Annotated in this window: 27 protein-coding genes; 16 read left to right on the top strand and 11 right to left on the bottom strand. The window is 66.7% G+C overall.

Going from position 1 to position 26,488, the window contains the following annotated elements; translation table 11 throughout:
* Positions 1 to 46: 46 nt before the first annotated feature.
* Positions 47 to 1,024, bottom strand: a complete 978-nt coding sequence (locus BMZ21_RS01995; RefSeq protein WP_167561491.1) for a tripartite tricarboxylate transporter substrate-binding protein — start codon at positions 1,022 to 1,024, stop codon at positions 47 to 49.
* A gap of 202 nt (positions 1,025 to 1,226) precedes the next feature.
* Entirely contained in the window at positions 1,227 to 1,943 is a 717-nt protein-coding gene (locus BMZ21_RS01990) for a GntR family transcriptional regulator (protein WP_091829259.1), read from the bottom strand.
* A 142-nt stretch (positions 1,944 to 2,085) separates the two neighbouring features.
* Between BMZ21_RS01990 and BMZ21_RS01985 the strand changes: the two genes are divergently transcribed.
* The 6 genes from BMZ21_RS01985 (at position 2,086) to BMZ21_RS01960 (ending at position 7,324) form a co-directional block, all read left to right on the top strand.
* Entirely contained in the window at positions 2,086 to 2,373 is a 288-nt protein-coding gene (locus BMZ21_RS01985; protein WP_091829257.1) for a UxaA family hydrolase, read from the top strand.
* 202 nt (positions 2,374 to 2,575) lie between these two features.
* Positions 2,576 to 3,727, top strand: coding sequence for a UxaA family hydrolase (locus BMZ21_RS01980; RefSeq protein ID WP_091830488.1), 1,152 nt, complete (start codon positions 2,576 to 2,578; stop codon positions 3,725 to 3,727).
* A gap of 32 nt (positions 3,728 to 3,759) precedes the next feature.
* Positions 3,760 to 4,359 carry a GNAT family N-acetyltransferase gene (locus BMZ21_RS01975; protein WP_244543654.1) on the top strand — a complete coding sequence of 200 codons (600 nt, stop codon included), beginning with the start codon at positions 3,760 to 3,762 and terminating at the stop codon, positions 4,357 to 4,359.
* Complete coding sequence (locus BMZ21_RS01970; protein WP_091829255.1) at positions 4,356 to 5,408, top strand: YeiH family protein; 1,053 nt, start codon at positions 4,356 to 4,358, stop codon at positions 5,406 to 5,408. Before BMZ21_RS01975 ends, BMZ21_RS01970 begins: the two co-directional genes overlap by 4 nt.
* Before the next feature lie 24 nt (positions 5,409 to 5,432).
* On the top strand, positions 5,433 to 6,362 hold the full coding sequence (locus BMZ21_RS01965; RefSeq protein ID WP_091829253.1) for a hydroxyacid dehydrogenase: 930 nt from the start codon (positions 5,433 to 5,435) through the stop codon (positions 6,360 to 6,362).
* Entirely contained in the window at positions 6,359 to 7,324 is a 966-nt protein-coding gene (locus BMZ21_RS01960) for an Ldh family oxidoreductase (RefSeq protein WP_091829251.1), read from the top strand. The genes BMZ21_RS01965 and BMZ21_RS01960 overlap by 4 nt, the downstream gene beginning before the upstream one ends.
* Positions 7,325 to 7,493: 169 nt before the next feature.
* Here the strand turns inward: BMZ21_RS01960 and ade are convergent, their stop codons facing one another.
* The gene (gene ade, locus BMZ21_RS01955) at positions 7,494 to 9,194 is read right to left on the bottom strand and encodes an adenine deaminase (RefSeq protein WP_091829248.1); all 1,701 of its coding nucleotides are present in this window, start codon (positions 9,192 to 9,194) and stop codon (positions 7,494 to 7,496) included.
* Positions 9,195 to 9,284: 90 nt separating this feature from the next.
* Here ade and BMZ21_RS01950 point away from each other — a divergent pair, with 90 nt between their 5' ends.
* The 4 genes from BMZ21_RS01950 (at position 9,285) to BMZ21_RS01935 (ending at position 13,047) form a co-directional block, all read left to right on the top strand.
* The gene (locus BMZ21_RS01950) at positions 9,285 to 9,983 is read left to right on the top strand and encodes a metal-dependent hydrolase (protein WP_091829246.1); all 699 of its coding nucleotides are present in this window, start codon (positions 9,285 to 9,287) and stop codon (positions 9,981 to 9,983) included.
* Positions 9,984 to 10,113: 130 nt separating this feature from the next.
* Positions 10,114 to 10,401, top strand: a complete 288-nt coding sequence (gene gatC / locus BMZ21_RS01945; RefSeq protein WP_091829244.1) for an Asp-tRNA(Asn)/Glu-tRNA(Gln) amidotransferase subunit GatC — start codon at positions 10,114 to 10,116, stop codon at positions 10,399 to 10,401.
* Positions 10,402 to 10,488: 87 nt separating this feature from the next.
* Positions 10,489 to 12,003: an Asp-tRNA(Asn)/Glu-tRNA(Gln) amidotransferase subunit GatA gene (gatA, locus tag BMZ21_RS01940; protein WP_091829241.1), complete on the top strand. Its 1,515-nt coding sequence runs from the start codon at positions 10,489 to 10,491 to the stop codon at positions 12,001 to 12,003.
* A 156-nt stretch (positions 12,004 to 12,159) separates the two neighbouring features.
* A complete protein-coding gene (locus tag BMZ21_RS01935) occupies positions 12,160 to 13,047 on the top strand; it encodes a PhzF family phenazine biosynthesis protein (RefSeq protein WP_091829239.1) in 888 nt (295 codons plus the stop codon).
* A 151-nt stretch (positions 13,048 to 13,198) separates the two neighbouring features.
* On the opposite strand, the gene BMZ21_RS01930 is transcribed toward BMZ21_RS01935, so the two are convergent.
* Both BMZ21_RS01930 and BMZ21_RS01925 read right to left on the bottom strand, forming a co-directional pair.
* Positions 13,199 to 13,561, bottom strand: coding sequence for an MmcQ/YjbR family DNA-binding protein (locus tag BMZ21_RS01930; RefSeq protein ID WP_091829237.1), 363 nt, complete (start codon positions 13,559 to 13,561; stop codon positions 13,199 to 13,201).
* Between the two features lie 86 nt (positions 13,562 to 13,647).
* Complete coding sequence (locus BMZ21_RS01925; RefSeq protein WP_091829234.1) at positions 13,648 to 13,845, bottom strand: DUF1127 domain-containing protein; 198 nt, start codon at positions 13,843 to 13,845, stop codon at positions 13,648 to 13,650.
* Positions 13,846 to 13,980: 135 nt separating this feature from the next.
* Here BMZ21_RS01925 and BMZ21_RS01920 point away from each other — a divergent pair, with 135 nt between their 5' ends.
* Together BMZ21_RS01920 and BMZ21_RS01915 are read left to right on the top strand one after the other, a co-directional pair.
* Positions 13,981 to 15,489 carry a winged helix-turn-helix domain-containing tetratricopeptide repeat protein gene (locus BMZ21_RS01920; protein ID WP_091829232.1) on the top strand — a complete coding sequence of 503 codons (1,509 nt, stop codon included), beginning with the start codon at positions 13,981 to 13,983 and terminating at the stop codon, positions 15,487 to 15,489.
* A 70-nt stretch (positions 15,490 to 15,559) separates the two neighbouring features.
* Complete coding sequence (locus tag BMZ21_RS01915; RefSeq protein ID WP_091829230.1) at positions 15,560 to 15,961, top strand: GFA family protein; 402 nt, start codon at positions 15,560 to 15,562, stop codon at positions 15,959 to 15,961.
* 6 nt (positions 15,962 to 15,967) lie between these two features.
* Here BMZ21_RS01915 and BMZ21_RS01910 read toward each other — a convergent pair whose 3' ends face one another.
* On the bottom strand, positions 15,968 to 17,038 hold the full coding sequence (locus BMZ21_RS01910; protein ID WP_091829227.1) for a malate/lactate/ureidoglycolate dehydrogenase: 1,071 nt from the start codon (positions 17,036 to 17,038) through the stop codon (positions 15,968 to 15,970).
* A gap of 184 nt (positions 17,039 to 17,222) precedes the next feature.
* Between BMZ21_RS01910 and BMZ21_RS01905 the strand changes: the two genes are divergently transcribed.
* Both BMZ21_RS01905 and BMZ21_RS01900 read left to right on the top strand, forming a co-directional pair.
* The gene (locus BMZ21_RS01905) at positions 17,223 to 17,618 is read left to right on the top strand and encodes a HesB/IscA family protein (RefSeq protein ID WP_091829225.1); all 396 of its coding nucleotides are present in this window, start codon (positions 17,223 to 17,225) and stop codon (positions 17,616 to 17,618) included.
* Positions 17,619 to 17,624: 6 nt separating this feature from the next.
* The gene (locus BMZ21_RS01900) at positions 17,625 to 17,999 is read left to right on the top strand and encodes a TfoX/Sxy family protein (protein WP_091829223.1); all 375 of its coding nucleotides are present in this window, start codon (positions 17,625 to 17,627) and stop codon (positions 17,997 to 17,999) included.
* Here the strand turns inward: BMZ21_RS01900 and BMZ21_RS01895 are convergent.
* The gene (locus tag BMZ21_RS01895; RefSeq protein WP_091829222.1) at positions 17,959 to 19,017 is read right to left on the bottom strand and encodes a GGDEF domain-containing protein; all 1,059 of its coding nucleotides are present in this window, start codon (positions 19,015 to 19,017) and stop codon (positions 17,959 to 17,961) included. The genes BMZ21_RS01900 and BMZ21_RS01895 overlap by 41 nt on opposite strands.
* A gap of 99 nt (positions 19,018 to 19,116) precedes the next feature.
* Positions 19,117 to 20,589, bottom strand: a complete 1,473-nt coding sequence (locus BMZ21_RS01890; protein WP_091829220.1) for a DEAD/DEAH box helicase — start codon at positions 20,587 to 20,589, stop codon at positions 19,117 to 19,119.
* Between the two features lie 153 nt (positions 20,590 to 20,742).
* Here BMZ21_RS01890 and BMZ21_RS01885 point away from each other — a divergent pair, with 153 nt between their 5' ends.
* Positions 20,743 to 21,459, top strand: a complete 717-nt coding sequence (locus BMZ21_RS01885; protein ID WP_342029016.1) for an alpha/beta fold hydrolase — start codon at positions 20,743 to 20,745, stop codon at positions 21,457 to 21,459.
* 3 nt (positions 21,460 to 21,462) lie between these two features.
* Here BMZ21_RS01885 and BMZ21_RS01880 read toward each other — a convergent pair whose 3' ends face one another.
* On the bottom strand, positions 21,463 to 21,723 hold the full coding sequence (locus tag BMZ21_RS01880) for a hypothetical protein (RefSeq protein WP_091829219.1): 261 nt from the start codon (positions 21,721 to 21,723) through the stop codon (positions 21,463 to 21,465).
* A 170-nt stretch (positions 21,724 to 21,893) separates the two neighbouring features.
* Between BMZ21_RS01880 and BMZ21_RS01875 the strand changes: the two genes are divergently transcribed.
* A complete protein-coding gene (locus tag BMZ21_RS01875; RefSeq protein ID WP_091829217.1) occupies positions 21,894 to 23,039 on the top strand; it encodes a peptidoglycan-binding domain-containing protein in 1,146 nt (381 codons plus the stop codon).
* Positions 23,040 to 23,058: 19 nt separating this feature from the next.
* Here the strand turns inward: BMZ21_RS01875 and BMZ21_RS01870 are convergent, their stop codons facing one another.
* Together BMZ21_RS01870 and parE are read right to left on the bottom strand one after the other, a co-directional pair.
* Complete coding sequence (locus tag BMZ21_RS01870; RefSeq protein WP_091829215.1) at positions 23,059 to 23,973, bottom strand: LysR family transcriptional regulator; 915 nt, start codon at positions 23,971 to 23,973, stop codon at positions 23,059 to 23,061.
* A 165-nt stretch (positions 23,974 to 24,138) separates the two neighbouring features.
* A complete protein-coding gene (gene parE / locus BMZ21_RS01865) occupies positions 24,139 to 26,202 on the bottom strand; it encodes a DNA topoisomerase IV subunit B (protein ID WP_091829213.1) in 2,064 nt (687 codons plus the stop codon).
* Positions 26,203 to 26,488 lie beyond the last annotated feature (286 nt).

The raw sequence follows: 26,488 nt of genomic DNA, 5'->3' as shown, positions 1-26,488 counted from the left end.
CGCCGGTAGCATGGGCCGCCCGCAGAGGCGAGCGGCCCAGCCAACTCTAGTTGGCGTTCTGCGGCGTCAGCCCGGCGGCCTTCAGCGCCGCTCCCCATTTGGCGACCTCGGCGGCGAAGCGCTTGGCATGGGCCTCGCGCGTCCATTCGCTCGCCGGGAAGGCGCTGGTGCCGACGGCCTTGAAGCGCTCGAGCACGACCGGGTCCTTCAATGCGGCCTGCAGTGCGCCGTTGAGCTTGTCGAGCGCAGCGGTCGGCGTGCCCGTGGGGGCGTAGAGCCCGTGCCAGATCGTCATGTCGATCTCGGTGCCGGCCTCGCGCGAGGTCGGGACGTTCGGCAGCACGCCGAGCCGTTCCGGCGAGGTCACCGCATAGGCGCGGATCTTGTCGGACTGGATCTGCGGCACCGCCGTCGTCGACTGGTCGCAGAGCACGTCGACCTGGCCGCCGACCAGGTCGTTCATCGCCGGCCCGGTGCCGCGATAGGCGACCTGGGCAAGCTTGACGCTTAGGGCCTGCGAGATCAGCACCGCGCACAGATGCGCATTCGACCCGACACCGGCATGGGCGACGGTGAGCTTCTCGGCCTGCTGCTTGGCGTAGGGGAAGAATGACTTGCCATCGACCGGGGGTAGCGCGAGCTTGCCGGCAATCACCATCGGCCCGGTGTTGATGAGCCCGACTGGTGCAAAGGCGGTCTGCGTGTCGTAGCCAAGATTGCTGTAGAGCGCCGGCGCTGCCGCGAGCGCGAGATGGTGGATCAGCAATGTGTGCCCGTCCGCCTCGGCCGAGACGAGGCGCTTGGCTCCGGCCGTGCCGCCGGCGCCGGCGATGTTCTCGACGATGACCTGCTGGCCAAGCGTGCGGCCCATATGCTCGCCGAGCAGGCGGGCGATAACATCGCTGGGCCCGCCGGCGGCAAAGGGAACGATCAGGGTGATGGGCTTGGTCGGGAAGCCTTGGGCCAGGGCAGGAGCGCCCAGGCCCAGCAGGGCCAGCCCAGCGAGGGCGCTGCGGCGCGTCATGAGGAATCTGCGGATATGCGCGATCATTCGTTTCCTCCAATAGGGCGGCCGCTCTGCGTCGGCTTGGTCGAAATCTCGTGGCTTTTCGGTCCTCGAGTTTGGTTCGCTCGATTTCGAGCGGAACTTTAGAAATCCAGGGCAACAAACTGATCTTGCGCCGATACAGATGATCGGTGCTCGCACGAAATCGGGCAGGGACGGTTCAGCGCAGGTCCGACAGGTAGTGAACCTCCTGGGTCAGACACAGGCTGAGCCTGTGCTCGACAGGCGTGCCATCGAGCGACAGGGCGATACGGTCGATCTGCAGGGCCGGTTCGCCAGCCGCAGCTCCCAGCGCCGCAGCGTCCTTCGCCGAGAGCGCCACCGCTTTCAGCCGTTCGCGCGCATTGGCGATGGTGATGCCGTAGTGCCCCGCATACAGGCTGTAGAGATTGTTCGGGATCGGCCCGTTCTCCAGCCCCGGGAAGAGGGCTTGCGGCAGGCTGACCGTCTCGACGATCAGCGGCGCACCGTCGAAGGAGCGCTGCCGCCGGATTCGGGTGATGGGGGCCGCCTCCTGCAGGTCCAGCGCCGTACGTTCCGCGTCGTCAGCAGGTCCCGTCGTCACCGAGAGCACGACGCTGTCGGGAAAGCGCGGCGCACCCTGGTCCGGCGCCAGCTTGAAGAACTGGAACAGGATGCGGCGCTCGTCATGCTCGGCGACGAAGGTGCCGCGACCCTGGCGCCGCACGACGAGGTTCTCGGCAGCAAGCTCGTCGAGTGCCTTGCGCACCGTGCCCTGGCTGACGCCGATCTCGGCGGCGAGTTGCCCTTCGCTTGGCAGAACCGCGCCGGGAGCCCAGACACCATCCATCAGCCGGCGTACGAAGATCGCTTTGACCTGCCGGTAGAGCGGGCGGAAGCCGAGCGTCTCCGGCATGTCGGGCTCACGAGGCTGCGCTGTGATTTCGAGCTTGTGCACACTCATATGTCTTATATAAGACTTGGGCGCAGCCGCGTCGAGCCCCATTCGAAAAGGGGTCGCGAAGCGTGGATTACGGGAACGGTCAGGGATATCAGCCATGAGCAAGCCGCATCTGCTGGTGCATGAGAAGAAGGACACGGTCGGCGTCGTCGTGGTCGAGGGCCTGAAGGCCGGAACCGACATGCTCTGTGTCGTCACGCACGACAATTCCGACTTCCGCCTCGCCGCCAAGATGGACATCCCGATCGGCCATAAGGTCGCGCTCAAGGACATCAAGAAGGGCGATACGATCTGGAAATACGGCCAGGACATCGGCAAGGCGATCGCCGATATCGCCAAGGGCGAGCATCTCCACGTCCATAACGTCAAGACCAAGCGCTGGTGAGCGCGGCTCTTCGCCGATCACGTCACGAGGCTCCCGTCAGGTCGAGCCCGCAACCTTTCAGGAAACGCCCATGTCCTCCATCGTCGCCAATTTCGACCTCGTCAAAGGCAAGCTCGCCAAGGTGAAGGGCCGCAAGATCGAGGCGCCCGAATTCAAGACGCCCTTCGTCAAGCGCCCGACCGGCCGCAGCCTCGATTCCTTCATGGGCTGGCGCCGCGAGAACGGCCGCGTCGGCGTGCGCAACCACGTGCTGCTACTGCCGCTCGACGACCTCTCCAACGCCGCCTGCGAGGCCGTCGCCAACAATATCAAGGGCACGCTGGCGATCCCGCATGCCTATGGCCGCCTGCAGTTCGGCGAAGACCTCGAGGTCCATTTCCGCACCCTGATCGGCACCGGTTCGAACCCGAACGTCGCGGCGGTGGTCGTCATCGGCATCGAGGATGGCTGGACCAAGCGCGTCGTCGACGGCATCGCCAGGACCGGCAAGCCGGTGGTCGGCTTCGGCATCGAGGGGCATGGCGACATCGCCACCATCGCCAAGGCGTCCTATGTCGCCAAGGAGTTCGTGCAGTGGGCGACCGAGCTCCCGCGCGTGAAATGCGGCATCGAGGAGCTCTGGGTCTCGACCAAGTGCGGTGAGTCGGACACCACGACCGGCCTGTCCTCTTGCCCGACGGTCGGCAACATGTACGACAAGTGGATCCCGCGCGGCGTCTACGGCGTCTTCGGCGAGACATCCGAGATCACCGGGGCCGAGCATCTCTGCAAGGCGCGCGCCGCGACGCCGGAGGTCGGCGAGCGCTGGTACAAGATGTGGAAGGCCTATCAGGACGACGTCATCGAGGCTCACAAGACCGACGACCTCTCCGATTCGCAGCCGACCAAGGGCAACATCGCCGGTGGCCTGACCACGATCGAGGAGAAGGCCCTCGGCAACCTCGAGAAGATCGGCCGCGAGTGCAAGTTCATCGACATTCTGGAGCCGGCGCAGGCGCCGGAAAAGGGGCCGGGCCTCTACTACATGGACACCTCCTCGGCCGCGGCCGAATGCGTGACCCTGATGGCGGCGGGCGGCTACGTCGTGCACACCTTTCCGACCGGGCAGGGCAACGTCATCGGCAATCCGATCGTCCCGGTCATCAAGATCACCGGCAACCCGAAGACCATGCGGACCATGCCCGAGCACATCGACGTCGACGTCTCCGGCATCCTGCGCCGTGATCTCACCATCCCCCAGGCCGGTGATGCGTTGATCGAAAACATCGTGCGCACCGCGAATGGCCGCCTCACGGCAGCCGAGGCGCTCGGCCATCGCGAGTTCTCGATGACCAAGCTATACCGCAGCGCCTGAGGAACTGCGTCTCCGGGCGCGACGAGGCAAACGTGTCGGTCAGCATCGCTTCCAGCATCGTTTCACTGCATGAGCCGGGGCGGGATGCCTTGCCCGCCTATGTCCGTGCTCTCGAAGCAGGCTGGTCGCCGAACACGATGCGCAACGTCGCGCCGGAGCAGCTCGCAGCGATCGCGGCCGATCCGGACGCCTTCGTCGCCGGGCTCAACCAGCGCGGCGGCACCATCCGCCTGCATGACGGCAGCGAGGTCGCGCGCCTGCCTGACATGATCCGCTGGATCATCGCGACCGACCGGCCGGAGCGGCCCTTCGTCGGCAGCATCAATCTGCGCTGGCAGGAAGATGAATCCGGCAAGCCGGTCACGGAATTGCCGCCGCATGTGCTCGGCCATGTCGGCTATACCATCCTGCCGCAGCACGCGGGGCGAGGGTATGCCAGCGCCGCCCTGGCGGCGGTGCTCGCCGAGGCGCGCACCGTCGGCCTGCCATTCCTGAAGATCACCTGTGACGTGGCGAATGCGGCCTCGCGCCGGATCATCGAGAAGGCCGGCGGACGTTTCGTCGAGAGCTTCGTTGCGCCATTATACGGGCCGGAAGAGCGGCTGATGTATCGGATCGACTTGCAATCATGAGCCAAACGGCGACCTTGCGCCTGACGAACGGGCTCGGCCGGCTCGCACCGGGCATCGCCCTGTCGGCGGCGGTGGCGATCGCCTCCGTGCTGGCCGAGCCTGTCGTGAAGCAGCTCGCCGGCGGGCGCGTCGGCCTCCCGGCCGTCGTCATCGCCCTGGTAATCGGCATGACCCTGCACCCGATCGCCAATACGAAGCGCTTCGAGCCTGGCATGACCTTCTGCGTCAAGAAGCTGCTGCGCTGGGCGATCGCGCTGCTCGGCCTGCGCGTCGCGCTCGGGGACATCGTCGCGCTTGGCCTCGGCACGGCCCTGCTCGTCATCGTCGCCATGACCGCGACGATCGTCGCCGGCTTCGTGCTGGCGCGCCTGCTCGGCCGTGAGCCAGGCGTCGGCGCGCTCGGCGGCGTCGCAACGGCGGTCTGCGGTGCCTCGGCCGCGCTCGCGACCTCGACCGTCGTGCCCGACTACCGCAACAAGGCCGCCGACACCGCCTTCACCGTGATCGCGATGAACGTGCTCTCGACGATCGCGATGCTGGCCTATCCGCTGCTCTGCGCCTGGCTCGGCCTCTCGCAGCAGCAGACCGGCGTGATGCTTGGAGCGACCATCCATGACGTCGCGCAGGTCGTCGGTGCCGGCCAGGCGGTCTCGGACGAGGCGGCGAATGCGGCTGTCATCGTCAAGCTGTTCCGGGTCTTCCTGCTGCTGCCGGCGGTGCTGATCGTCGGCTGGTGGCTGACCCGCCATGGCGAGACCCATGGCGACGCCAAGGTGCCGGTACCGGTCTTCGCTTTCGTCTTCCTGATCATGTGCCTGATCAACAGCGTGCTGAGCACGCAGGCGGGGCTCGCCGGCATCTACATGCCGATGCGCGACATCCTGCTCGAAATCTCGCGCTGGGGCCTGCTGATCGCCATCGCGGCGCTCGGCCTCGGCACCTCGATCGCGGCGATGGCCCGGCTCGGCTGGCGGCATCTCGCCGTGGTCACCGGCACCAGCCTCGTCATCCTCGTCGTCGCCACGGGCGGGATCATCCTGCTCGGCTGACTGGACTTCACAGCGGAAACAGCCATGACCGAGATCGTCATCACCGAATTCATGGACGAGGCGGCGGTCGCGGCGCTCAAGGCGCGCTACATCGTGCACCATGACCCGGAGCTCTTCGGCAAGCCGGACGAGCTCGCGCGGCTGGTCGCCGACATCCCCGCGCTGATCGTGCGCAACCAGACGCAGGTCCGTGGCGAAGTGCTGGCAGCCGCCAAGAACCTGAAAGTCGTCGGGCGGCTCGGGGTCGGGCTCGACAATATCGACATGGAAGCCTGCTCGGCGCGTGGCATCAAGGTTTTCCCGGCGACTGGTGCCAACAGCCTGTCGGTGGTCGAGTACGTGATCGGCACCGCGATGACGCTCCTGCGCGGCGCCTATTTTGCCAATGCCGCCATGCTCGCCGGCGAATTTCCCAAGACCAGGCTGATCGGCCGCGAGATCGCCGGCAAGCGCATGGGCCTGGTCGGCTTCGGCGCGATCGCCCGCGATGCGGCGCGGCACGCAAGGGCGCTCGGCATGACCGTCGCGGCCTATGACCCGTATGTTCCCGCTGGCGATGCCTGGAATGGCATCGAGAAGCTCGAGCTCGACGCTTTGCTGTCGACGTCCGACGTGATCTCGATCCATCTGCCGCTGACGCCTGAGACGCGCGGACTGATCGGCAAGGCCGCCTTCGCCAGGATGAAGCCCGACGCGATCCTGATCAACGCGGCGCGCGGCGGCATCATGGACGAAGCGGCGCTCGTTGCGGCGCTGAAGGGCGGGCGCCTTGGCGGCGCGGCGCTCGACGTCTTCGAGCAGGAGCCGCTCAAGGCCGACGGCGCCAAGATATTCGCGGGCACGCCCAATCTGATCCTGACGCCGCACATCGCCGGCAACACGGTGGAATCGAACGGGCGCGTCTCCGGTCTCGTGGCAGAGCGGGTGATGGCGGCTCTGGAGGGCAGGGCGTGACGAAGCTCTCGCTGGAAGCGGCCGAGCAGAAGGTCGCGGATCTCTTCATCGAGGCCGGCGCCTCTGCCGCCAACGCCGCCTCAGTCGCGCTGGCGCTGGTCATGGCCGAGGCGGACGGGCTCAAGGGCCACGGCCTGTCGCGCGTGCCGACCTACATCTCGATGCTGCGCTCCGGCAAGATCGACGGTCAGGCCGTGCCGATCGCGCGCCAGCCCAAGCCCGGCGTGCTGGCGATCGACGCCGCCCACGGCTTCGCCTATCCTGCGATCGACCTCGCCGTGATCGAACTGCCCGAAATCGCGCGCAAGCAAGGCATCGCCGCCGCGCCGATCCGCCGTTCCAACCATTGCGGCGCTGCCGGCCTCCATGTCGAGCGGCTGGCCGAGCAGGGGCTCGTGGCCCTTCTCTTCGCCAACACGCCCGGCGCGATGGCGCCCTGGGGCGGCGCCAAGCCGGTCTTCGGCACCAATCCGATCGCGTTTGCCGCGCCGCTGGCCGGCCGCGAGCCGCTGGTGATCGATATGGCCCTGTCCAAGGTGGCGCGCGGTCCGATCGTCGCGGCCAAGCAGAAGGGCGAGCCGATCCCCGAAGGCTGGGCCCTTGACGCCCAGGGCAAGCCGACGACCGATCCGGCGGCGGCGATCGCCGGTACCATGGTGCCGCTCGGCGACGCCAAGGGCGCGACGCTTGCCATGATGGTCGAGATTCTCGCCGCGGCGCTGGTCGGCACCCATTTCGCCTTCCAGGCCTCGTCCTTCCTCGACGACCAGGGCGGCCCGCCCGACACCGGCCAGCTCATCCTCGCCATCGACCCGGCGAGCATGGGCGGCAACTGGTTCGCTGAGCGCATGCGGATGCTGACGCATGCGATCGAGGAGCAGCCGGGGACGCGGCTGCCCGGCATGCGGCGCTATGCTTTGCGGGCCAAGGCACGGGCGGAGGGCATCGACGTCGCATTCTAACGATGCCGCGTCCTTCCGGGGGCAGGCCGAAGGGCTGAGCCCGGAACTCATGAACACAGGTCGCTTCCAGAAGACAACGGCACTCGACGCGCCTCTTCAGCAGCCTCCGGTGTTCATGGATTCCGGACTCTTTCCTGCGCAAAGCCCCGGAAAGACCGCAGTCTCTCGCTCACACGAAATCGAATCGATCAACATCGACAAGGCCTTTGTCGGTGATCTTGAGATGCGGGATCACCGGCAGGGTCAGGAAGGCGACCTGCAGGAAGGGCTCGGCCAGCACGACGCCGAGCGCCTTCGCCGCCGCGCGCAGGCCTTCCAGCCCATGCCGCACCGTCTCGAAGGGCTGATCGCTCATCAGCCCGGCGACGGGCAACGCCAGCTCGGCAACGACCTTGCCGCCATCGGCCACCGCGAAGCCGCCGCCGGTCTCGATAAGCCGGTTGGCCGCCGCCGCCATCGAGGCCGCGTCGACGCCGACGACGCAGAGATTGTGGCTGTCATGGCCCACCGACGAGGCGATGGCGCCGTGCTTCATGCCGAAGCCATGGACGAAGCCTGAGGCTATGCCGCCATTGCGGCCATGGCGCTCGATCACCGTGACCTTGACGGCATCCTGGTCGAGATCGGGAACGGCGAGGCCGTCCTGCATCGGCAGGCGCATCGAAAGGCGCTCGGTGATGATGCGGCCGGGCACGACGCCGATCACCGGCGTCTGCCCCTCGCGCGCTTTCACCGCGAAATCCTCCGGCGCGAGCCTGCGGCTGCGGACGCTGGCGAGGCCGACGGGTGGAACCGTTGCCCTGTCGGAGAACAGGGCGTCCTCGACCAGCCTGCCGCCGGCGAAGACCCGTCTGACGCGACAGGCCGCGAGATCGTCGACCAGCACGATGTCGGCGCGCTTGCCGGGGCCGATGAAGCCACGATCGAACAGGCCGAAGTTCCGTGCCGCCGACAGGCTCGCGGTGCGATAGGTCGCGAGGATGTCGGCGCCATGCGCGATCGCGGTGCGGATCATGTAGTCGAGATGGCCTTCCTCGGCGATGTCCAGCGGGTTGCGGTCGTCGGTGCAGAAGGCGAGGAAGGGCGACGCGTCGCGCGTGATCAGCGGGATCAGCGCATGCAGGTCCTTCGAGACCGAGCCCTCGCGGATCAGGATGGCCATGCCCTTGGCGAGCTTTTCGCGCGCTTCGTCGGCGGTCGTGGTCTCGTGGTCGGTGCGAATGCCGGCGGAGAGATAGCCGTTGAGGTCGAGCCCGCGCACCAGCGGCGCATGGCCGTCGATATGCCGGTGTGAGAAGGCTTCCAGCTTGGCGAGGCAGCCGGGATCGCGATGGAGGACGCCGGGGAAGTTCATGAACTCGGCGAGGCCGATCACCTTGGGATGATCGATGAACGGGGTGAGGTCGGCGGCCTCGAGCGCAGCGCCCGCCGTCTCCAGATGCGTCGCCGGCACGCAGCTCGAGAGCTGGACACGTAGATCCATCCGCATCGCCTGCGCGCATGCGAGGAAATAGCGGATGCCCTCGACGCCGAGCACATTGGAGATCTCGTGCGGGTCGCAGATCGCGGTGGTGACACCGTGCGGCAGGACGCAGCGCTCGAATTCGAGCGGCGTCACCAGCGAGGATTCGACATGGAGATGCGTGTCGATGAAGCCGGGCACCGCGATCAGGCCTTTGGCGTCGAAGCTCTTCTTGCCCTCGTAGCGGCCATGGGTGCCGACGATGGTGTCGCCGCAGAGCGCAATGTCGGTTTCGACGAGATCGCCCGAGACGAGGTCGAACAGCCGCGCGCCGCGAATGACGAGATCGGCCGGCTCGTCGCCCCGTCCTTGCGCGATCCGGCGGGCGAGGGTGGCTGCGTCGGTCATAGGCGTGAGCTCCGGGTTCGGGCCGACTTGGCTATGCCATCTCGCCGGCCTAGACAGGCGCTGTCCAGTCGCCTTTTCGCGGAGACCATCATGCAGCTCACCTGGTTCGGCCATTCGGCGTTTCGGCTCGACCTGCCCGGCGCCTCGGTCCTGATCGATCCGTTCTTCACCGGCAATCCGGCTTTCGAGGGCGATGTTGCAGCGGCCGGCAAGGGCGTCAGCCATATCGTTATCACCCACGGCCATGGCGACCATGTCGGCGACACGCTCGCCATCGCTGCCGCGAACGACGCCACGGTGATCACCAATTACGACCTCTGCATGCACCTCGCCTCGAAAGGGCTGAAGACGTTCCAGCCGATGAACACAGGCGGCACTGTCGATCTCGGCGCCTTCTCGGTGACCCTGGTCCGCGCCGATCATTCGGCAGGCATGGGCGAAGCGGGGGTGGCCGTCCCGGTTGGCAACGCCAATGGCGCGATCATCAAGGCGCCTGGCGAGAAGACGCTTTGGCACATGGGCGACACCGACATCTTTTCCGACATGGCCCTCCTCGCCGAGATCCACGGCGTCGAGGCCTGCATCTGTCCGATCGGCGATCGCTTCACCATGGGCGCCAGGACCGCGGCGCTGGCGATGACCCGCTTCGTCAAGCCGAAGCTCGCCATCCCCTGCCACTACGGCTCCTTCCCGATCATCGCCCAGGATGCAGCAGTCTTCGTCGAGGGGCTGAAGGGCAGCGGCATCAAGGCGCTGGTGCCGGAGAAGGGCAAGGCGGTCACGGTCTGACGCCGCAGCCATTGTGAGCAGCCGCAGCCGGTGGACCGCAAGTAAGTGCTGACTTACTGGCGGTCCGCGCGCTATAGCGCTGGCGAACCATGTCCGGCGTCGTTGCGCCGATCCCAGCAGGAGCCAGCCCATGTCGGTCGACGCCGCCACCGTCAAACGCGTCGCGCATCTTTCGCGCATCGCCGTCGATGATGCGGATGTGCCGAAGCTGCAAGGCGAGCTCAACGCCATCCTCGGCTTCGTCGATCAGCTCAACGAGCTCGACGTCACAGGTGTCGAGCCGATGACCTCGGTCACGCCGATGGTGATGAAGAAGCGCCAGGACGTCGTGACCGATGGCGAGATCGCCGCCGATATCGTCGCCAACGCGCCGGCTTCCGAGGACGACTACTTCATGGTGCCGAAGGTGATCGAGTGAGCGCCTGACGCGCTCATTCGATCTTCCTCGGATGTGCGAAGCACGATCCGGGGATTTCCGTCCGCTTGTCAGAACCGGATATTTCCCGTGACCGATCTCACCCGCCTGACCCTGACCGACGCTCGCGACGGGCTTAAGGCCAAGCAGTTCTCCGCCACCGAACTCGCCAAGGCCCATATCGCCGCCGTCGAGCAGGCCCGGGCGCTCAACGCCTATGTGCTGGAGACGCCCGAGCATGCGCTGAAGCAGGCCGCCGCCTCCGACGAGAAGCTCGCCAGGGGCGAGGCCGGCCCGCTCGAAGGCCTGCCGCTCGGGATCAAGGACCTGTTTGCGACCAAGGGCGTGCGCACCACCGCCTGCTCGCGCATCCTCGGCAACTTCGTGCCGCCTTATGAATCGACCGTCTCGTCGCAGCTCTGGCGCGACGGTGCCGTCATGCTCGGCAAGCTCAACAATGACGAGTTTGCCATGGGCTCGTCGAACGAGACCTCGGCTTTCGGGCCGGTGGTCAACCCCTGGCGTCGGCAGGGTTCCAATGTCGGGGCAGGGGCTGCTGGCGCGATCGAGGGCAATCACCTCGTGCCGGGCGGCTCCTCCGGCGGCTCGGCCGCGGCTGTTGCCGCGCATCTCTGCCTCGCCGCGACCGCGACCGACACCGGCGGTTCTATCCGACAGCCGGCCGCCTTCACTGGCACGGTCGGCATCAAGCCGACCTATGGCCGCTGCTCGCGCTGGGGCATCGTCGCCTTCGCCTCCTCGCTCGACCAGGCCGGGCCGATCGGCAAGACCGTTCGCGACACCGCTGTCATGCTGCGTTCCATGGCGGGGCACGACCCGAAGGATACCACCTCGGTCGACCGCCCCGTGCCGAACTACGAGGCGGCTGTCGGCCGCTCGATCAAGGGAATGAAGATCGGCATCCCTCGGGAGTATCGCCTGGAAGGTCTCAACCCCGAGATCGACGCGCTCTGGCAGCAGGGCATCGACTGGCTGAGGGCTGCCGGGGCCGAGATCGTCGAGGTTTCGCTGCCGCACTCCAAATACGCACTGCCGGCCTATTACATCGTCGCGCCGGCGGAAGCCTCGTCCAACCTCGCCCGCTATGACGGTGTCCGCTACGGCCTGCGCGAGCAGGGCCGCGACATCGTCGAGATGTACGAGAAGACCCGTGCTGCCGGCTTCGGCGCCGAGGTCAGGCGTCGCATCATGATCGGCACCTATGTGCTGTCCTCGGGCTATTACGACGCCTATTACCTGCGCGCCCAGAAGGTGCGCACGCTGATCAAGCGCGATTTCGAAGCTGTCTACGAGCAGGGCATCGACGCGGTGCTGACGCCGGCGACGCCATCCTCCGCCTTCGGCATCGGCGAGAAGGGCTCGTCCGACCCGGTCGAGATGTATCTCAACGACGTCTTCACGGTGACGGTGAACATGGCCGGCCTGCCGGGCATCGCCGTGCCTGCCGGGCTCGACAGCCAGGGCCTGCCGCTCGGGCTGCAGCTGATCGGCCGCCCCTTTGACGAGGAGACGCTGTTCTCGCTCGGCCAGGTCATCGAGGAAGCGGCCGGCCGCTTCCCGGTCGGCGAGCGCTGGTGGGCCTAAGCACCGGACCGAAAAGTGGAATCCACTTTTCGGGCGAATCCGGTGCGGCTGGATCAAAGCCCGTCAGCGCGTGATCGGTCGCATTCCGAATCCTGATTTCCCCGGCGCTGCAGCGGGTGGCAGTCTCCGCGCCTGACCAGGCTGCCGGAGACCGCCATGCCGTCCTATCCGTTCGAGACTGTCGACGTCTTCACCAACACCCGCTTCGGCGGAAACCAGCTCGCCGTCTTCACCGATGCGCGCGGCCTGTCCGATGCCGAGATGCAGGCGCTGGCGGCGGAGATGAACTACGGCGAGACGACTTTCGTGCTGCCGCCGAGCGATCCGGCCAACTCGGCGCGCGTCCGCATCTTCCACCGTACCGCCGAGATGCCTTTCGCCGGCCATCCCAATGTCGGCACGGCCTGCGTGCTTGCAAGCCATGGACGCGACCGCGACGGCATCCTGCTGTTCGAGGAGATAGCCGGACTAGTCGAGGTCCGGGTGGCGCGCGATGCCGGCGGGCTGGTGACGGGCGCGACCATCGCCGCGCCGCAGGCACTCTCGCTCGGCATCCAGCTGCCGGTCGACGCGGTCGCTAGCTGTGCCGGACTTCAGGCGCAAGATATCCTCACCGGCCGGCATTTGCCGCAGCAGGCCTCGGTCGGGGTCAAGTTCTTCTTTGTCGAGGTCACGCCGGAGGCGCTGACGCGGGCGACACCGGACATCGCGGCCTATCGCCGGCTATCGGCCGCCAATCCGGCCCTGGAGGGGCGCCTGTCCATCTTCTTCTACGCCTGGGATGGCGAGAGGGTGCGCGCCCGCATGTTCGCGCCGCTATCGGGCACCTGGGAAGATCCGGCGACAGGTAGCGCCAGCGCGACGCTCGCCGCCCTGACCCTCTCGCTGTCCGACAAGGACAACATCGCTTTCGAGATCGCACAGGGCGTCGAGATGGGGCGGCCGAGTCTGCTGCAGGTCACGGCGCGGCGGGTCGGCAGCGAGATCCGCGCGACGGTGGGCGGCGGCTGCGTGCCGGTGCTGCGGGGCGAAGCGACGGTTTAGAGCTCCATCCTTGGAGCGCGGGTCGTCCCGGGCGACCGAAGGGAGACCCGGGACCCATTCCGGAACCTGTTTCGGACAGGCTCCAGAATGGATCCCGGATGGGCAGCTTCGCCGCTTGTCCGGGATGACTCGCGCTTCTGGATTGGAAGGCTCAAGCCGAGAGCCCGAGCTCCGCGCGAACCTTCCGCGTCAGCCCAGCCGCGACCAGCCGGTGGCTCTCGCGCAGATAGTCGCGAAAGGCGTCGTCCGGCAGGCCTTCGTCGGAGAAGCGCTGGATCCACTTCATTCCGCGCGAGGCGAGATAGGGCGCCGGGCGGCAGCCCGGCGCGTCGCGTAGCATCTCATAGGCCATCGGCGAGCATTTGAACGAGACGAACAGTGTGCCCTCGGCATCGTCGCGGCCGAGCGCGAACACCTTGCCGCCAACCTTCCAGACATCGGCCCCGCCCCATTGCACGACATGGCTGGTCGCGGGCAGGGCGGCGCAGAAGGCGTTGTATTCGGCGAGTGTCATGTCGTCCTGCTATGCGAGTCGCTGGGTCGGATCGCTTGATATCCTAATCGCAGCCGGCGGGTGTCCGGAGCCGGCGCCACGATCTGCTAGCGTTGCCAGAAGCGCTTGGCGAACTCGGTCTCAACCTGCTGTTTCGTCAGGCCGATATCTTTGAGCAGGTGCGGATTCTCCTGCGCCATCTGCGCCAGCTTCCAGCGAGCGCGAATGCGTTCGCGCCAGGTTGCCAGCAGGCCTTGTGGGGCAGCCGGAGGTGAATTGGGTGCGAGAACGGGACCATCGTGCATGGCAACCTCCCATGGTTCGGGGGCGCACGGCACCCGGAGTGAAGGGAGGTTTCGTTCTGCTTGATGCGGGCAGCCTGGTCCTTAAGCCCGCCCGAAGAGTTCCAAAAACTTCCAAACGGACTATGGATTCAGCCCATGCAGGGATCGCGCTTCGCCTTCGGCCCTTTCGTGCTCGATCCGGGCACGGGAACGCTTCTCGAGAACGATGTCCCCGTCAGCGCCAGCTATCGTGGCCTGAAGCTGCTCGCGGCCCTAGTCGGACGGCCCGGCGACATCCTGAGCAAGGCCGAGCTACTGGAGGCCGCTTGGCCGGGCATGGCCGTCGAGGAAGGCAATCTCACCGTCCAGATCGCACAACTGCGTAAGCTGCTCGGCGAGCCCGCAAATGGTGGTGATTGGATCGTCACGGTACCGCGTGTCGGCTACCGCTTCGCCGGAGTGGTCGAACAACTGGGCAGTGCGAGGCGAGAGCCCTTGCCGCTGCCGAGCAAGCCGTCGATCGTCGTGCTGCCCTTCGTCAATGTCAGCAACGATCCCGGGCAGGAGAGCTTTGCGGACGGACTGACCGAGGACCTGATCACCGACCTGTCGAGGATCCCGGGGCTCTTCGTCATCGCCCGCAATTCGGCCTTCGCCTACAAGGGCAAGGCAAGGGAGGTGCGCGAGATCGCCGAGGAACTCGGCGTGCGCTACCTGCTGGAAGGAAGCGTCAGGCACGCTGCCGGGAGGGTTCGCATCAACGCCCAGCTCGTCGATTCGCTGACCGGCGATCATCTCTGGGCCGAACGCTTCGATCGCGAGCTGGGCGACATCTTCGCCGTCCAGGACGAGGTCACCGCCAGGATCGTCGAGGCCCTGCTCGGGCGTCTGCGCACCCCGCTGCCGCGCCAGCGGCCGAAGAGCCTCGACGCCTATGAACTCTGCGTGCGGGCGCGCCGATTGATGGACGACACGCCGCAGGCCGCGCAGGAAGCGCACCTCCTGCTGACACGCGCGATCTCGCTGGATCCGGACTATGCCGAGGCCTATCGCTGGCTCGCCTTGAACCACTGGATGGGCTGGGTGCACTCCGGCGGGCCGAGCGAAGCCTCTCGCGGCACCGCCCTTGACCTGGCGCGCAAGGCCGTAGCGCTCGATCAGGACGATGCCGGCTGCCGTTGGACGCTGGCCTATCTGCTCGCCTATGAGCGCGACTTCGCCACGGCGGATGCGGAATTCGCCCGGGCGATCGAGCTCGATCCGAACGAAGCCGATGCATGGGCAGCGCTCTCCGATATCACGGTGCTGGCCGGGCGGGTCGAGGAGGGCCTAGAGCATATTCGCAAGGCCTTCCGGCTGAACCCGTTTCCGGCGAGCTGGTACTATCTGCCGCTCGGCCAGGCGCTCTACGCCGCCGGCGACTATCAAGCGGCTGTAGAAGCACTGCGCCGGGACGAGACCCATCGGACGAGCTCGCGCCGCTTCCTGGCCGCGAGCCTTGCCCAGCTCGGCCATCTCGAAGAGGCGAGGGCGGAGGCCGAACTGTTCCTGGTCGGCAATCCGGATTTCAGCGTTCGCCACTGGGCGACGATGGAGCCATTTCGCGATGACATGCTGCGCGAACGCTTCGTCGACGGCTTCCGCAAGGCCGGCCTGCCGGAATGATGGAACCCGACCGGCTCATATGTCGTTGCCCTGTCGCTGCCGATGGCGAAGACCCGAATGCGAGGCGACGATGAAACTCTCCGGCGGCTGCAATTGCGGACAGGTCCGCTACGAGCTCGACGGCGAGCCCATTCGCGTCGGCATCTGCCATTGCGAGACCTGCCGGAAAAGCTCCGGCTCGGCGTTCTCCTATTTTGGCATCTGGCCGCGGGCGAGCGCGACCCTGTCCGGCGAACTCGGCTGCTGGCAGGCCCGCGCCGGCGGCGAGCGCTTCTGTCCCGCCTGCGGCTCGCCGCTGTTCTGCTGGGCGGAAGGGGCCGACGAGATCGAGGTCAAGCTCGGTACATTGGACAGCCCACCGAGCGCGCTCGTCCCGGCCTATGAGCTCTGGACGATCCGCCGCGAGCCCTGGCTGGCACACCAGAAGGGCGCCGAGCAGCACACGCGTGATCGCGAGAAGCCTGACGGCTGAGCGCGATCAGACCCTTTCGGCGTCGACGCCATGAGCCTTGGCGGCGGCGACGATCTGCGACCAGGTCTCGTCGTCGAGCGGAATGCCGTCGCGCTCGCGCTCGATCCGCATCGCGCGCTCCTTGTCGCCCGGCGCCAGCACGGGCTGCGAGGGATCCTGCGGCGCGGCAGCGCGGACGAATTTCAGATAGCTCTCGATCCGCTGCCGACGCAGGTTCGCATCCGGCTCGAGCCGCGCCGGATCGATCAGGACGCCGAACAGCGAATTGATGATCCAGGTTTTATGCGGCTTCTGGTCGATACGGGCGGCTCCCATCAACCCGGCCGAGAGCAGTTCGGCTATCAGCGAGAGGCCGGCGCCCTTGTGGTCGCCGAAGGGCAGCAGCGCCCCCAATGGCAGGTCCGGCTGCGCGAAGACGTGGCGAGGCTCGACGGTCGGCCGGCCCTCGCCATCGATGATATAGCCCTCGGGCACGTCGACGCCTTTGTTGAAGGCGACGCGCGCCTTGCCATGCGCCATGCGACTGGTGGCGAAATCGAGGATCAACGGCTCGCCGCCCGGCACCGGCAGGCCGATGGAGATCGGATTGGTGCCGAAGCGTGCCTGCTTGGCAGCGAAAGGCGCGACGATCGGCGGACGCCCGGCGACATTGACCCAGAACACCGAGATCAGCCCGGCAGTCGCCGCGACCTCGGAATAGTGGCCGATGCGGCCGATATGGTGGGAATCGAGCAGATTGAGCACGGCGACGCCGCCAGTCCGGGCGATCGTGATGGCGCGGTCGACGGCGTTGCGCGCGGTCGGCTGGCCGAGCGCGATATTGCCGTCGACGATCAGGAAGGAGCCGAGCTCGCTGCGGACGGCCAGCTTGGCCTCCGGCTTCAGATTGCCGTCGGCAAGCGAGTTGAAATAGAGCGGCAGCATGCCGACGCCGTGGCTGTCATGGCCGCTGAGATTGGCCAGCACCAGATGCTCGGCCGTCTCCTTCGCCTCGTCCTCGCTCCAGCCGGCGGCGGTGATCATGGCGCGGGTGAGGGCACGGAGCGCCTCGGGCCGGTGCAGGCGATAGGATGTCATGGCTGTCTGTCGGATGCTGGCAGGGTGCGGCCAGAGTGCACGGGCGTGCGCTCCATGCAATGGACGCAAGCAAATGGCGCCGTCCCGGCCGGTGCATCTCGACGTTGCGCTCACCAATCCTTATGTTGCCGTCAGCAATCCTGTTTTCACCGGACCTTGAATCCGGTCGAGGAGGGACGAGGATATGTTTTCGATACCCGGCCTTAAGGTGGTCTCGCTGACCGATGCTGCTGCTCGGCGCATTCGCGAGATCATGGCGCAGTCGGCGCGCGACAATCCCGATGCGCCCGCGCTCGGCCTGCGCGTCGGCGTCAAGAAGGGCGGCTGCGCCGGCATGGAATACACCTTCGAGGTCGCGCGCGCGGCCGGGAAGGGCGACGAGGTCGTGACCGAGAAGGACGCGACCGTGGTCGTCGACGCCAAGGCGGTGCTGTTCCTGCTCGGTACCGAGCTCGACTTCAAGACCGACCGCTTTTCCTCGACCTTCGTCTTCAACAACCCGAACCAGGTTTCGGCCTGCGGCTGTGGCGAATCGGTCGAGATCAAGCCGCGTTCGGAGACGGTGCTGGCGGCCCAGTAGCCAGCGATGGATGCCGCCGCAGTTGCGGAACTGTTCGCGCCGGTGGTCGCGGTTCGTACGCGCCGCATGTTCGGCGGGCTCGGCGTATACTCGGGCGAGGCGATGTTCGCGCTCGCCTTCGATGGCGAGATTTTCCTGAAGACGACGGAAGCGACGCGGCCGGAATTCATGGCGGCCGGCAGCGAGCCGTTCCGCTATGCCGCACGAAGCCGTGAGCGCGAAACCGGCTATTGGCGTTTGCCGGCTGCGGCTTTCGACGACGAGGATGCGCTGCGCCATTTCACTGAGCTCGCGCTTGCCGCAGCGCGCGAGGCAGCGCTCAATAAGGGTATCAGGCCGCTCAGGCGACCTTCGCGGCGTCCTGGACCGCGTCCTCAGTGACGGTGCGGTTGCGGCCGTCGCGCTTGGCCTGCAGCAGTGCATTGTCAGCCCGCTCGACGATTGAGCTCGCCGTATCACCGCGTCGGTACATCGATACGCCGAGCGAGATGGTGATCCGCCCGAGGCTCTCATTGGTCGAGCGCTTGACAAGCTCGCGGGTCAGCAGCGCCTGGCGCACCGTCTCGGCGCCGAACTTGCCGGCAACGACATCGGCTTCCGGCAGGATGATGGCGAACTCTTCGCCGCCGAAGCGGGTGATGATCGCCTTGTCCTTGAACTTGTCCTTCATCGTCCTGGCGACCAGGCGCAGCACCTGGTCGCCCGTCAGATGGCCGTGCATGTCGTTGAAGTGCTTGAAGAAGTCGATATCGGCCATGACCAGCGCGAAGGGCTCGCGTCGCAGCGTCGCCTGATCGATCGCCTTCTGCAGCATCTCCTCGAAATGGCGGCGATTGGCAAGACCGGTGAGCGGGTCGGTCAGCGCCTCCGCCCGTGTCGATTCCAGCGCTTCGCGCAGATTGCGGATCTCATGAGCGCTCTCGCGCAGCTGGCCTTCGAGCTGGGTCTTGCGGGCGACCTCCTCGCGGGTCGACAGGACGAGCGCCTCGACCCATTCGCGCAGCTTCTGCCGGTCCGCGGACGGAGGCACTTCCTCCGACATGGCGCAGAGCCGGCCATGATACTGCTCGCTGGAGCTGAGCGCCCTATCGACCAGCGCCATCATGCTCTCGATCTCGGCGAGCACCTGCAGGCTGGTACGCTCCGCCTGTCGCGACAGGCGGTCGGTGCTGACGAACTTCTCGTAGAGCGTGTCGATGTCGGCAGCGCCGACTTCGCCATTGCTGGCGGCGATCACAGCCTGCATCGCCATGCTGAGCGCCGGCATCTCGCCGCTGAGATGGGCGTACCAGACCTCGAAAGCGCGCGGATACCCAGGGGAGTAATGCTGTCGCATCGCTGCGACGACCTGCTCGGCGAGGTCGTGAGCCTGCGGCGAGCCTGAGCTGCTGTTGGTCATGACATCCTGTCCCCTGCCGAGCGCGAAATTCTTCCGCGCCCGCTACGCGCCTGACCCTAGGACAGGCGAAGTTAAAGCAAGGTTGCCAGGATACGTATTTTAGCCGACGCGGACAGGGCGCAGCAGGAAGGCAGGGACGTGGTCGCCGAGGCCTTTGACCTTGGGGCCGTCGTCGAGGTCGTCGCGACGCGGTGAACGGCCGCGATTGCCGTGCGGCGCACCGTTGCCGGAGGCTTCCTCGCGGCGTGGCGCCCGTGGTGCCTCGCTGCTGCGCACAGCCTCCACCTCGGCCCGCTCGGGGCGGCTTTCGGATCGAGCGTGCTCGCTCCTTGGCTCGCCCCGCGACGACTTGCTGTCGCGTCCGCCGCGTTGCGGGCGGCCGCCCTTTCGGTCGTCACCACGGCGGCCGCGGCGCTCTTCACGCGGCTCGGCTGCCGGCAGGCTATCGAGGCCCGGCCCGGCCCATTCGATGCTCTGGCCGGTCAGCTTCTCGATCGCGGCGAGGAGCTTGTCGTCATGCCGGGTGACGATGGTGAAGGAAGCGCCCTCGCGGCCGGCGCGGCCGGTGCGGCCGATGCGGTGGACATAGTCCTCGGCATGGGTCGGGACATCGAAATTGAAGACGTGGCTGACGGCGGGAATATCGAGGCCGCGCGCCGCGACATCGCTTGCGACCAGGATCGGGTTCTCGCCCGTGCGGAAGGACTCGAGCGCCGCCATGCGGGCGTACTGGTCCATGTCGCCATGCAGCGCCACGGCCGGGAAGCCATGCTTTTGCAGGGACTTGTGCAGCGTTGCTACATCGCGCTTGCGGTTGCAGAACACGATCGCGTTCTGCAGGTCCTTGGCGTCCTTGATCAGCTTGCGCAGGGTCTCGCGCTTCTCGAAATCCTGGCTGTTGGAGGCGATCAGGCGCTGCGTGATCGTGGTCGCGGCGGTCGCAGGCCGGGACACCTCGATCCGCACTGGATTGTGCAGGAACTGCTCGCTGATCCGGGTGATCTCCGGCGGCATCGTCGCGGTGAAGAACAGGGTCTGCCGCGTGAAGGGAACAAGCTTGCAGACCCGCTCGATGTCCGGGATGAAGCCCATGTCGAGCATGCGGTCGGCTTCGTCGATGACGAGCAGCTCGACGCCGGTGAGGAGCAGCTTGCCGCGCTCGACATGGTCGAGCAGGCGGCCCGGCGTCGCGATCAGCACGTCGACGCCGCGCGTGATCTTGGCATCCTGGTCGCCGAAGGACACGCCGCCGATCAGCAGTGCCACCGAAAGCTTCTGGTTGACGCCGTAGCGCGTGAAATTCTCCTCGACCTGCGCTGCGAGCTCGCGCGTCGGCTCCAGGATGAGCGTGCGCGGCATCCGGGCACGGGCGCGGCCGTTTTCCAGGATGGTCAGCATCGGCAGGGTGAAGGCCGCGGTCTTGCCGGTGCCTGTCTGGGCGATGCCGAGCACGTCCTTGCGGGCGAGCACGTGGGGAATGGCCTGGGCCTGGATGGGGGTAGGCGTCGTGTAGCCGGCGGTGGTGACCGCGGTTAGAACCTTATCGCTCAGGCCGAGTTCGGCAAAAGACATCGATGGCTGCGCTTCTCAAGGGTCGGTGACACGTGGCGGGATGACCGATCGACCGCAACGGTGGCGCGACTTTGCTGGGTTGCGCGCCTTCGGACGCCCGTGCAATGCAGAAAAAACAGGGCAAAGTCAACATTCTAGCGAGCTTGATGAAGAATGGCTGCGATGCAGATAACGATTCCAGAACCACTCGTCCTGATTCCGGGACTGAATTGCACGCCTGCACTCTATGCTCCGCAATGGCCAGCCCTGGCGCCGGGGCGGCAGATCCTTGTCGCTGACAACACAACCGACGATACGATCGCCGCCATGGTCGAGCGTTTGCTGGCTACGGCGCCGGAGCGCTTTGCGCTGTGCGGATTGTCTATGGGCGGCTATGTCGCCTTCGAGGTGGCGCGTCGTGCGCCGGAGCGGGTGACGCGGCTCGCTTTGCTCGACACCACCGCCAAGCCGCCGACGCCCGAGACCAACGCGCCGCGCGAGCAGATGATCGCGCTGGCGGAGAAGGGCGCCTTCGACAATGTCGTGACCTTGCTCTGGCAGAAGCTGGTCGCGCCCGACCGGCTGGCCGACGATACATTGCGGCTGGAGGTGCGGGCGATGGCCGAGGCGGTCGGGCCATCAGGTTTCATCCGCCAGCAGCGCGCCATCATGGGCAGGTCGGACGCCCGGCCGGTGCTGCGTACGATATCCGTCCCGACGCTGGTCGTGGTCGGCGCGGAGGACGCGATCACGCCGCCCGACGAGGCGCGCGAAATCGCCGGCGGAATCGGGACGAAGGCGCGTTATCTGGAAATACCGGGCTGCGGCCATCTCTCGACGCTGGAGGCGCCGGAGATCGTCACGGCGGCTTTGCGCGACTGGCTCGCTTAGGGCTCAACGCGGCACCACGCAGGGGTCGAGTTTCGTATCATTGGCGCGCTTGGCGAGCGAGCCGGTGACAAGCGGGTCGATCGCCTGGCCCTTCGCCGCGGCCTGGGCGACCTCGCGCATCGCGTCACGATCGAGCTGTGCGGTGTGGTTCGAGACGAAATTGGCGGCGATGACGGAAAGGAAGGCGATCGCCGCGCCGGCCTTGGCGACATCGGCGACCATGGTGCCGCGCGTGTTGCGCAGGAAGGCGATGACGAGCTGCATCGCAGAACTCCGGAAAGCAAATGGCTGGGATCGCCGATCGACAGAGCATGCGGCAGCGGCTGTAAAAACTTGGTTAGCGAAGCGTCTCTGGCTCAGTTCGCCATCGCTAGGCGCGAATAAACGGCTTACGCTAGAACAGTCAGTGGTCGTCACCGTCAGAGGGGCGTCGGATGCTGAAACTGGGGGCACGGGGTGAGCCGGTCCGCTTGCTGCAGAACCAGCTCAACATGCTGCCGACGCGGCTGGTCAAGCTCGTCGTCGACGGCATCTTCGGCACGCGGACCCATGGCCGGGTACTGGAATTCCAGGGCAACAATCAGCTCGAGAAGGATGGCGTCGTCGGCCCGCTGACGGTGCAGCTGATCGAGAACCTGCTCAAGAACCTCAACAATATCCTGCCGGTTCCGCCGCCCGTGCCGGTTCCCAAGAAGCCGTCGGCGGTGAGGCTGGTCACCGACGAGATCCTCGGCTCCTTTCCATCGGCGAACGGCCTCATCACGCAGGTCATCCCGCCGATCGCCGTGATCCAGACCGCGACCTACAAGCAGGGAGCGGGCGGCCCGCCGCTCGACTTCCAGATCATGCCGCTGACGACCGGGCGCCTCGCGATCTTCGCCGCCCGCAACAAGGACGGGATCGAGCGCGCGGTGATCCTGCTGCTGCCGGCGCAGGTCAAGCCTGATCGCCTGCTGATCTGCATCAGCCACGGCTTCGGCGGGCAGGGGCCGAAGACGCGGGCCAGGCTCGCGGCGCTGAACTGGACCAATCCGCTGTCGAAGCCGCTGATCGACTATGTGCTGCTGAATCATGTCGTCAATCGCTGGGGCGCCCAGACGCTTGCGGCCCAGAAGCGCAATCTCGGCTACATGCAGATCGTCCGCTCCGGCGCGGCTGGCGGCGAGCTCGGTCCCTTCGCCAGGGACGCTGCCTTCCTGCGGCAGGTGCTGACCGAGATGAGCGACCTGACTAACGGCGCCTTCTCGTTCGACACTCTGGAGACAATGACCTTTTCGAGCGGCGTCAGCGATCACAACCTGTTCGTCTCACATGCCGAGAAGCAGTTCGACATTGCCGCCAGCTACGCCATCGATCCCGTACCGCAGACTCGGCCGGCGAACTCCAAGGGCAAGAAGAGGCTGTTTCGCAGCGGAGTGACCTCGCAGGGGCCGCCGCTGCCCGGCTCGGATTTCCTGCCGGTCGGCCGCTGGCGCAATGAATGGGCGAATTTTCGCCTGAAGACCGACGGCGAGTACGACTACATGCACAATTGGACGATGCCGTTCTACTGCCTCTATCTGGGCATCCAGACATCGTGACGAAAAACGCGCTGCGCCGTCAGCGCTTGCCTTCCAGCCTGCCCCGATGCTCACGGAACAGTGCACGCAAGGCGTCGAGCGCGGCCAGTACAGTTGGCCGCTGCCTGCTGCTCTCGTGCGAGACCAGGAAGATCTCGTCGGCGGTCGCCTCGGGCGGTTCCTCCAGCCGGATCAGCCCCGCATCGGCATCCGCCAGGAAGCAGGGCGCCATCGAGACCGCACCGGATGAGCGGATGCTCTCATAGCGCGCAGCCGAATCGCCGACGCGCGCGGCGATCGGCCGTCCGGCGGCCCAGGCCAGGATGTGCTGCTCGATCCGCGAGGAGACGTCGCGGCTGACCGAGATCACCGGTGCGGTCGAAGGATCGACATCGCGGTGGACGTAGAAGGCCTGCGCCAGCCTGCCGACCTTCTGGCCGAAATAGCCGGCGTCACCTGGCGGTTTGCGCATGCGGATCGCGATCTCGGCCTCGCCGCGTGCCAGATCGAGCCGCTCGCGGGTACTGATGATGACGATCTCGATGCCGCCCGCGGCCGCCGAGAGCCGGGCGGCGTGCTGAGTCAGGAACAGGCTGATCGAGGTCGTCGCCGTGATGCGGACGGGAGCGTCGTCGCGGGCGCGGGCGGCGTTCGCTCGTGTCGCGAAGCGCGCGACGGCCTCGGCCGCCGCTGCCGCATCCTCGGCGAGCGATAGGCCGATCTGCGTCGGGATCAGACGGTTGGCGCCGCGCTTGAACAGTGGCAGGCCGAGACGCGCCTCGAACGCTTTCAGGCGCCGCGCAACCGTCGTCTCGCTCAGTCCGAGCGCAGACGCTGCCAGAGCGAGGCCGCCCGTGGCGGCGATGGCGTGGAAGATTTCAAGATCGGCCCAGAGCGAGGTCTGGGCCGAGGCCTGGGCATCGCGTCGAGATGGAGAGGCAGGAGGCTCGCCCATGCGCTCAAGGGCCGGAAGGAGGGCGTGGACTCGTGGCCCTGGGTGGGATCATGGTCGGCATTGTGCGGGTCGGTCGACATGCGCGCAAAGTGCGCGCATGTCGGTTGCAAGACAGCCCGGCAGGCTTGCCGGGGAGCCCGGCGCGCGAGCCGGCCAGGCTTCGCCTCACAGGTCGATCAACTCGCCGGCGAATGCGGCCCGCTCCTGGATGAAGAGGAAACGCGCCTCGGGCTTGTTGCCCATCAGCCGCTCGACCGTGTCCGAGGTCTCTTCCTTAGCCTCATGGTCGACCATGACCTTGAGCAGGGAGCGCTTGCTCGGGTCCATCGTGGTCTCCTTGAGCTCGGCCGGCATCATCTCGCCCAGGCCCTTGAAGCGGCCGATCTCCGGCTTCTTGCCCTTGAAGACAGTCTCGATCAACTCGTCCTTATGGGCCTCGTCCCTCGCATAGACGGACTTGGTGCCATGACGCAGCCGATAGAGCGGCGGCACGGACAAATAGAGATGCCCCTTCTCGATCAGGCGCGGCATCTGGCGCCAGAAGAACGTGACCAGGAGCGAAGCGATATGGGCGCCGTCGACGTCGGCGTCGGTCATCACGATGACCTTCTCGTAACGCAGGTCGTCCTCGCGGAACTGGCTGCCGATGCCGCAGCCCAGCGCCAGGATCAGGTCGGCGAGCTGCTGGTTGGCGTTGAGCTTCTCGCGTGTCGCATTGGCGACGTTGAGGATCTTGCCGCGCAGGGGCAGGATCGCCTGATTGGCGCGATTGCGCGCCTGTTTGGCCGAGCCTCCGGCGGAATCGCCCTCGACGATGAACAGCTCGGAGCCTGCCGCGCCGGCATTGCTGCAATCGGCGAGTTTGCCGGGCAATCTCAGCTTGCGTGTCGCGGTCTTGCGCGAGACTTCCTTCTCGAGGCGGCGGCGCTGGCGCTCCTCGGCCCGGTCGACCGACCAGTCGAGCAGCCTCAGCGCCTGTTGCGGCGAGGCGGCGAGCCAATGGTCGAAAGCATCGCGGATCGCGTTCTCGACGATACGGGCAGCTTCAAGCGTCGCCAGCTTGTCCTTGGTCTGGCCCTGGAATTCCGGCTCGCGAATGAAGACCGAGAGCATGGCGGCGCAGGTCGCCATCACGTCGTCGGCGGTGACCTGTGCCATGCGCTTTGACTGGCCGATGCGTTCGGCATGGTCGCGCAGGCCGCGCAGCAGCGCGATGCGCAGGCCGGATTCATGCGTGCCGCCCTCCGGCGTCGGGATGGTGTTGCAGTAGGAAGAGGAGAAGCCGTCCTCACCGGTTGCGAGCCAGGCCACCGCCCATTCGAGCGAGCCGTGGCCGCCTTCCTTGGTGATCTTGCCCGAGAAGATTGGCTCGGCGACGAGGTCCTTTCCCTCGATCTCGCGGGCGAGATAGTCGCGCAAGCCGCCTGGGAACTTGAACACCGCCTCGGCCGCGACATCGCCTTCCGGCTGCAAGCGCGACGGCGCGCAGCGCCAGCGGATCTCGACGCCGCCGAAGAGATAGGCCTTGGAGCGGGCCATGCGGAACAGCCGCGCCGGGACGAAATGCGCGCCTTCGCCGAAGATCTGCGCGTCCGGATGGAAGCGAACGCGGGTGCCGCGGCGGTTCGGGGCCCGGCCGACGGTCTCCAGCGGCCCCAGCGGGATGCCGCGCGAGAAGCTCTGGCGATAGAGCATCTGGCCGCGCGCCACCTCCACCTCGACCAGATCGGAGAGCGCATTGACGACGGAGACGCCGACACCGTGGAGACCGCCCGAGGTCTCGTAGACCTTGGAGTCGAACTTTCCGCCGGCGTGCAGGATCGTCATGATGACTTCGAGCGCCGACTTGTCCGGAAATTTCGGATGCGGGTCGATCGGCATGCCGCGGCCATTGTCGGTGACCGCGAGCGAGCCGTCGGCGAAGAGCTCGACATCGATGAAGCTGGCATGGCCGGCGACCGCCTCGTCCATGGCGTTGTCGATCACCTCGGCGAAGAGGTGATGCAGCGCCCGCTCATCGGTCCCGCCGATATACATGCCCGGCCGGCGCCGCACCGGCTCCAGACCCTCGAGCACCTCGATCGCGGACGCGTCGTAGCCGGCCTCGGAGGGCGTGCCGCTGCGCTGCGGCGGAGCAGGGCGCGCGGCCGGCTTCGGCGCAGGGGCGGGCGCACGCGATTCCTCGCGCATCTCCTTGCCGCCATCTTCGCCGAAGAGATCGTCCGTCATCGTCACCGCACTCGCTGATTCGCTGAGATCGCAGGATAGCGCATCGGCCTGCCGACCGCCTGCCGGAGCCCCTATAACCCGCCGCTCTCCCGCAATAAACCGATCGGATCGCCGCCGAAAGTCAGGATCAGCGAGACCGTCGCCGAACCGTCATTCAAGGATGACACGGTCGGCCATGGAACCTTGGCCGGCACTTGTCGGTTCAGCAGCCATTAAAGGCCCCGGTTTCATCATCGCGATGCAAATCGGGACTGGCTCCGACATCACATTCGGCTAAGCTGGCCAG

The organism is Allobosea lupini (genome assembly GCF_900109525.1).
In the GTDB taxonomy this organism is placed as follows: domain Bacteria; phylum Pseudomonadota; class Alphaproteobacteria; order Rhizobiales; family Beijerinckiaceae; genus Allobosea; species Allobosea lupini.
The sequence above is the reverse complement of the archived record's forward strand: the minus strand, read 5'-3'. Positions and strand labels throughout refer to the sequence as shown.

Excerpts from the sequence above, each read along its gene's own strand:
- BMZ21_RS01880 (WP_091829219.1), bottom strand. The coding sequence starts at position 21,723 with ATGCAGCTCGTCATCGCCTTCCTGCGCAACACGCGCGGCACCATGGTC.
- BMZ21_RS01935 (WP_091829239.1), top strand. The coding sequence starts at position 12,160 with ATGCCGTCCTATCCGTTCGAGACTGTCGACGTCTTCACCAACACCCGC.
- BMZ21_RS01910 (WP_091829227.1), bottom strand. The coding sequence starts at position 17,038 with ATGACATCCTATCGCCTGCACCGGCCCGAGGCGCTCCGTGCCCTCACC.
- BMZ21_RS01870 (WP_091829215.1), bottom strand. The coding sequence starts at position 23,973 with ATGGGCGAGCCTCCTGCCTCTCCATCTCGACGCGATGCCCAGGCCTCG.
- BMZ21_RS01970 (WP_091829255.1), top strand. The coding sequence starts at position 4,356 with ATGAGCCAAACGGCGACCTTGCGCCTGACGAACGGGCTCGGCCGGCTC.
- BMZ21_RS01920 (WP_091829232.1), top strand. The coding sequence starts at position 13,981 with ATGCAGGGATCGCGCTTCGCCTTCGGCCCTTTCGTGCTCGATCCGGGC.
- BMZ21_RS01905 (WP_091829225.1), top strand. The coding sequence starts at position 17,223 with ATGTTTTCGATACCCGGCCTTAAGGTGGTCTCGCTGACCGATGCTGCT.
- BMZ21_RS01900 (WP_091829223.1), top strand. The coding sequence starts at position 17,625 with ATGGATGCCGCCGCAGTTGCGGAACTGTTCGCGCCGGTGGTCGCGGTT.
- BMZ21_RS01890 (WP_091829220.1), bottom strand. The coding sequence starts at position 20,589 with ATGTCTTTTGCCGAACTCGGCCTGAGCGATAAGGTTCTAACCGCGGTC.
- parE (WP_091829213.1), bottom strand. The coding sequence starts at position 26,202 with ATGACGGACGATCTCTTCGGCGAAGATGGCGGCAAGGAGATGCGCGAG.
- BMZ21_RS01950 (WP_091829246.1), top strand. The coding sequence starts at position 9,285 with ATGCAGCTCACCTGGTTCGGCCATTCGGCGTTTCGGCTCGACCTGCCC.
- BMZ21_RS01885 (WP_342029016.1), top strand. The coding sequence starts at position 20,743 with ATGGCTGCGATGCAGATAACGATTCCAGAACCACTCGTCCTGATTCCG.
- BMZ21_RS01925 (WP_091829234.1), bottom strand. The coding sequence starts at position 13,845 with ATGCACGATGGTCCCGTTCTCGCACCCAATTCACCTCCGGCTGCCCCA.
- BMZ21_RS01930 (WP_091829237.1), bottom strand. The coding sequence starts at position 13,561 with ATGACACTCGCCGAATACAACGCCTTCTGCGCCGCCCTGCCCGCGACC.
- BMZ21_RS01965 (WP_091829253.1), top strand. The coding sequence starts at position 5,433 with ATGACCGAGATCGTCATCACCGAATTCATGGACGAGGCGGCGGTCGCG.
- BMZ21_RS01985 (WP_091829257.1), top strand. The coding sequence starts at position 2,086 with ATGAGCAAGCCGCATCTGCTGGTGCATGAGAAGAAGGACACGGTCGGC.
- ade (WP_091829248.1), bottom strand. The coding sequence starts at position 9,194 with ATGACCGACGCAGCCACCCTCGCCCGCCGGATCGCGCAAGGACGGGGC.
- gatC (WP_091829244.1), top strand. The coding sequence starts at position 10,114 with ATGTCGGTCGACGCCGCCACCGTCAAACGCGTCGCGCATCTTTCGCGC.
- BMZ21_RS01875 (WP_091829217.1), top strand. The coding sequence starts at position 21,894 with ATGCTGAAACTGGGGGCACGGGGTGAGCCGGTCCGCTTGCTGCAGAAC.
- BMZ21_RS01980 (WP_091830488.1), top strand. The coding sequence starts at position 2,576 with ATGGGCTGGCGCCGCGAGAACGGCCGCGTCGGCGTGCGCAACCACGTG.
- BMZ21_RS01995 (WP_167561491.1), bottom strand. The coding sequence starts at position 1,024 with ATGACGCGCCGCAGCGCCCTCGCTGGGCTGGCCCTGCTGGGCCTGGGC.
- BMZ21_RS01990 (WP_091829259.1), bottom strand. The coding sequence starts at position 1,943 with ATGCCGGAGACGCTCGGCTTCCGCCCGCTCTACCGGCAGGTCAAAGCG.
- BMZ21_RS01895 (WP_091829222.1), bottom strand. The coding sequence starts at position 19,017 with ATGACCAACAGCAGCTCAGGCTCGCCGCAGGCTCACGACCTCGCCGAG.
- BMZ21_RS01915 (WP_091829230.1), top strand. The coding sequence starts at position 15,560 with ATGAAACTCTCCGGCGGCTGCAATTGCGGACAGGTCCGCTACGAGCTC.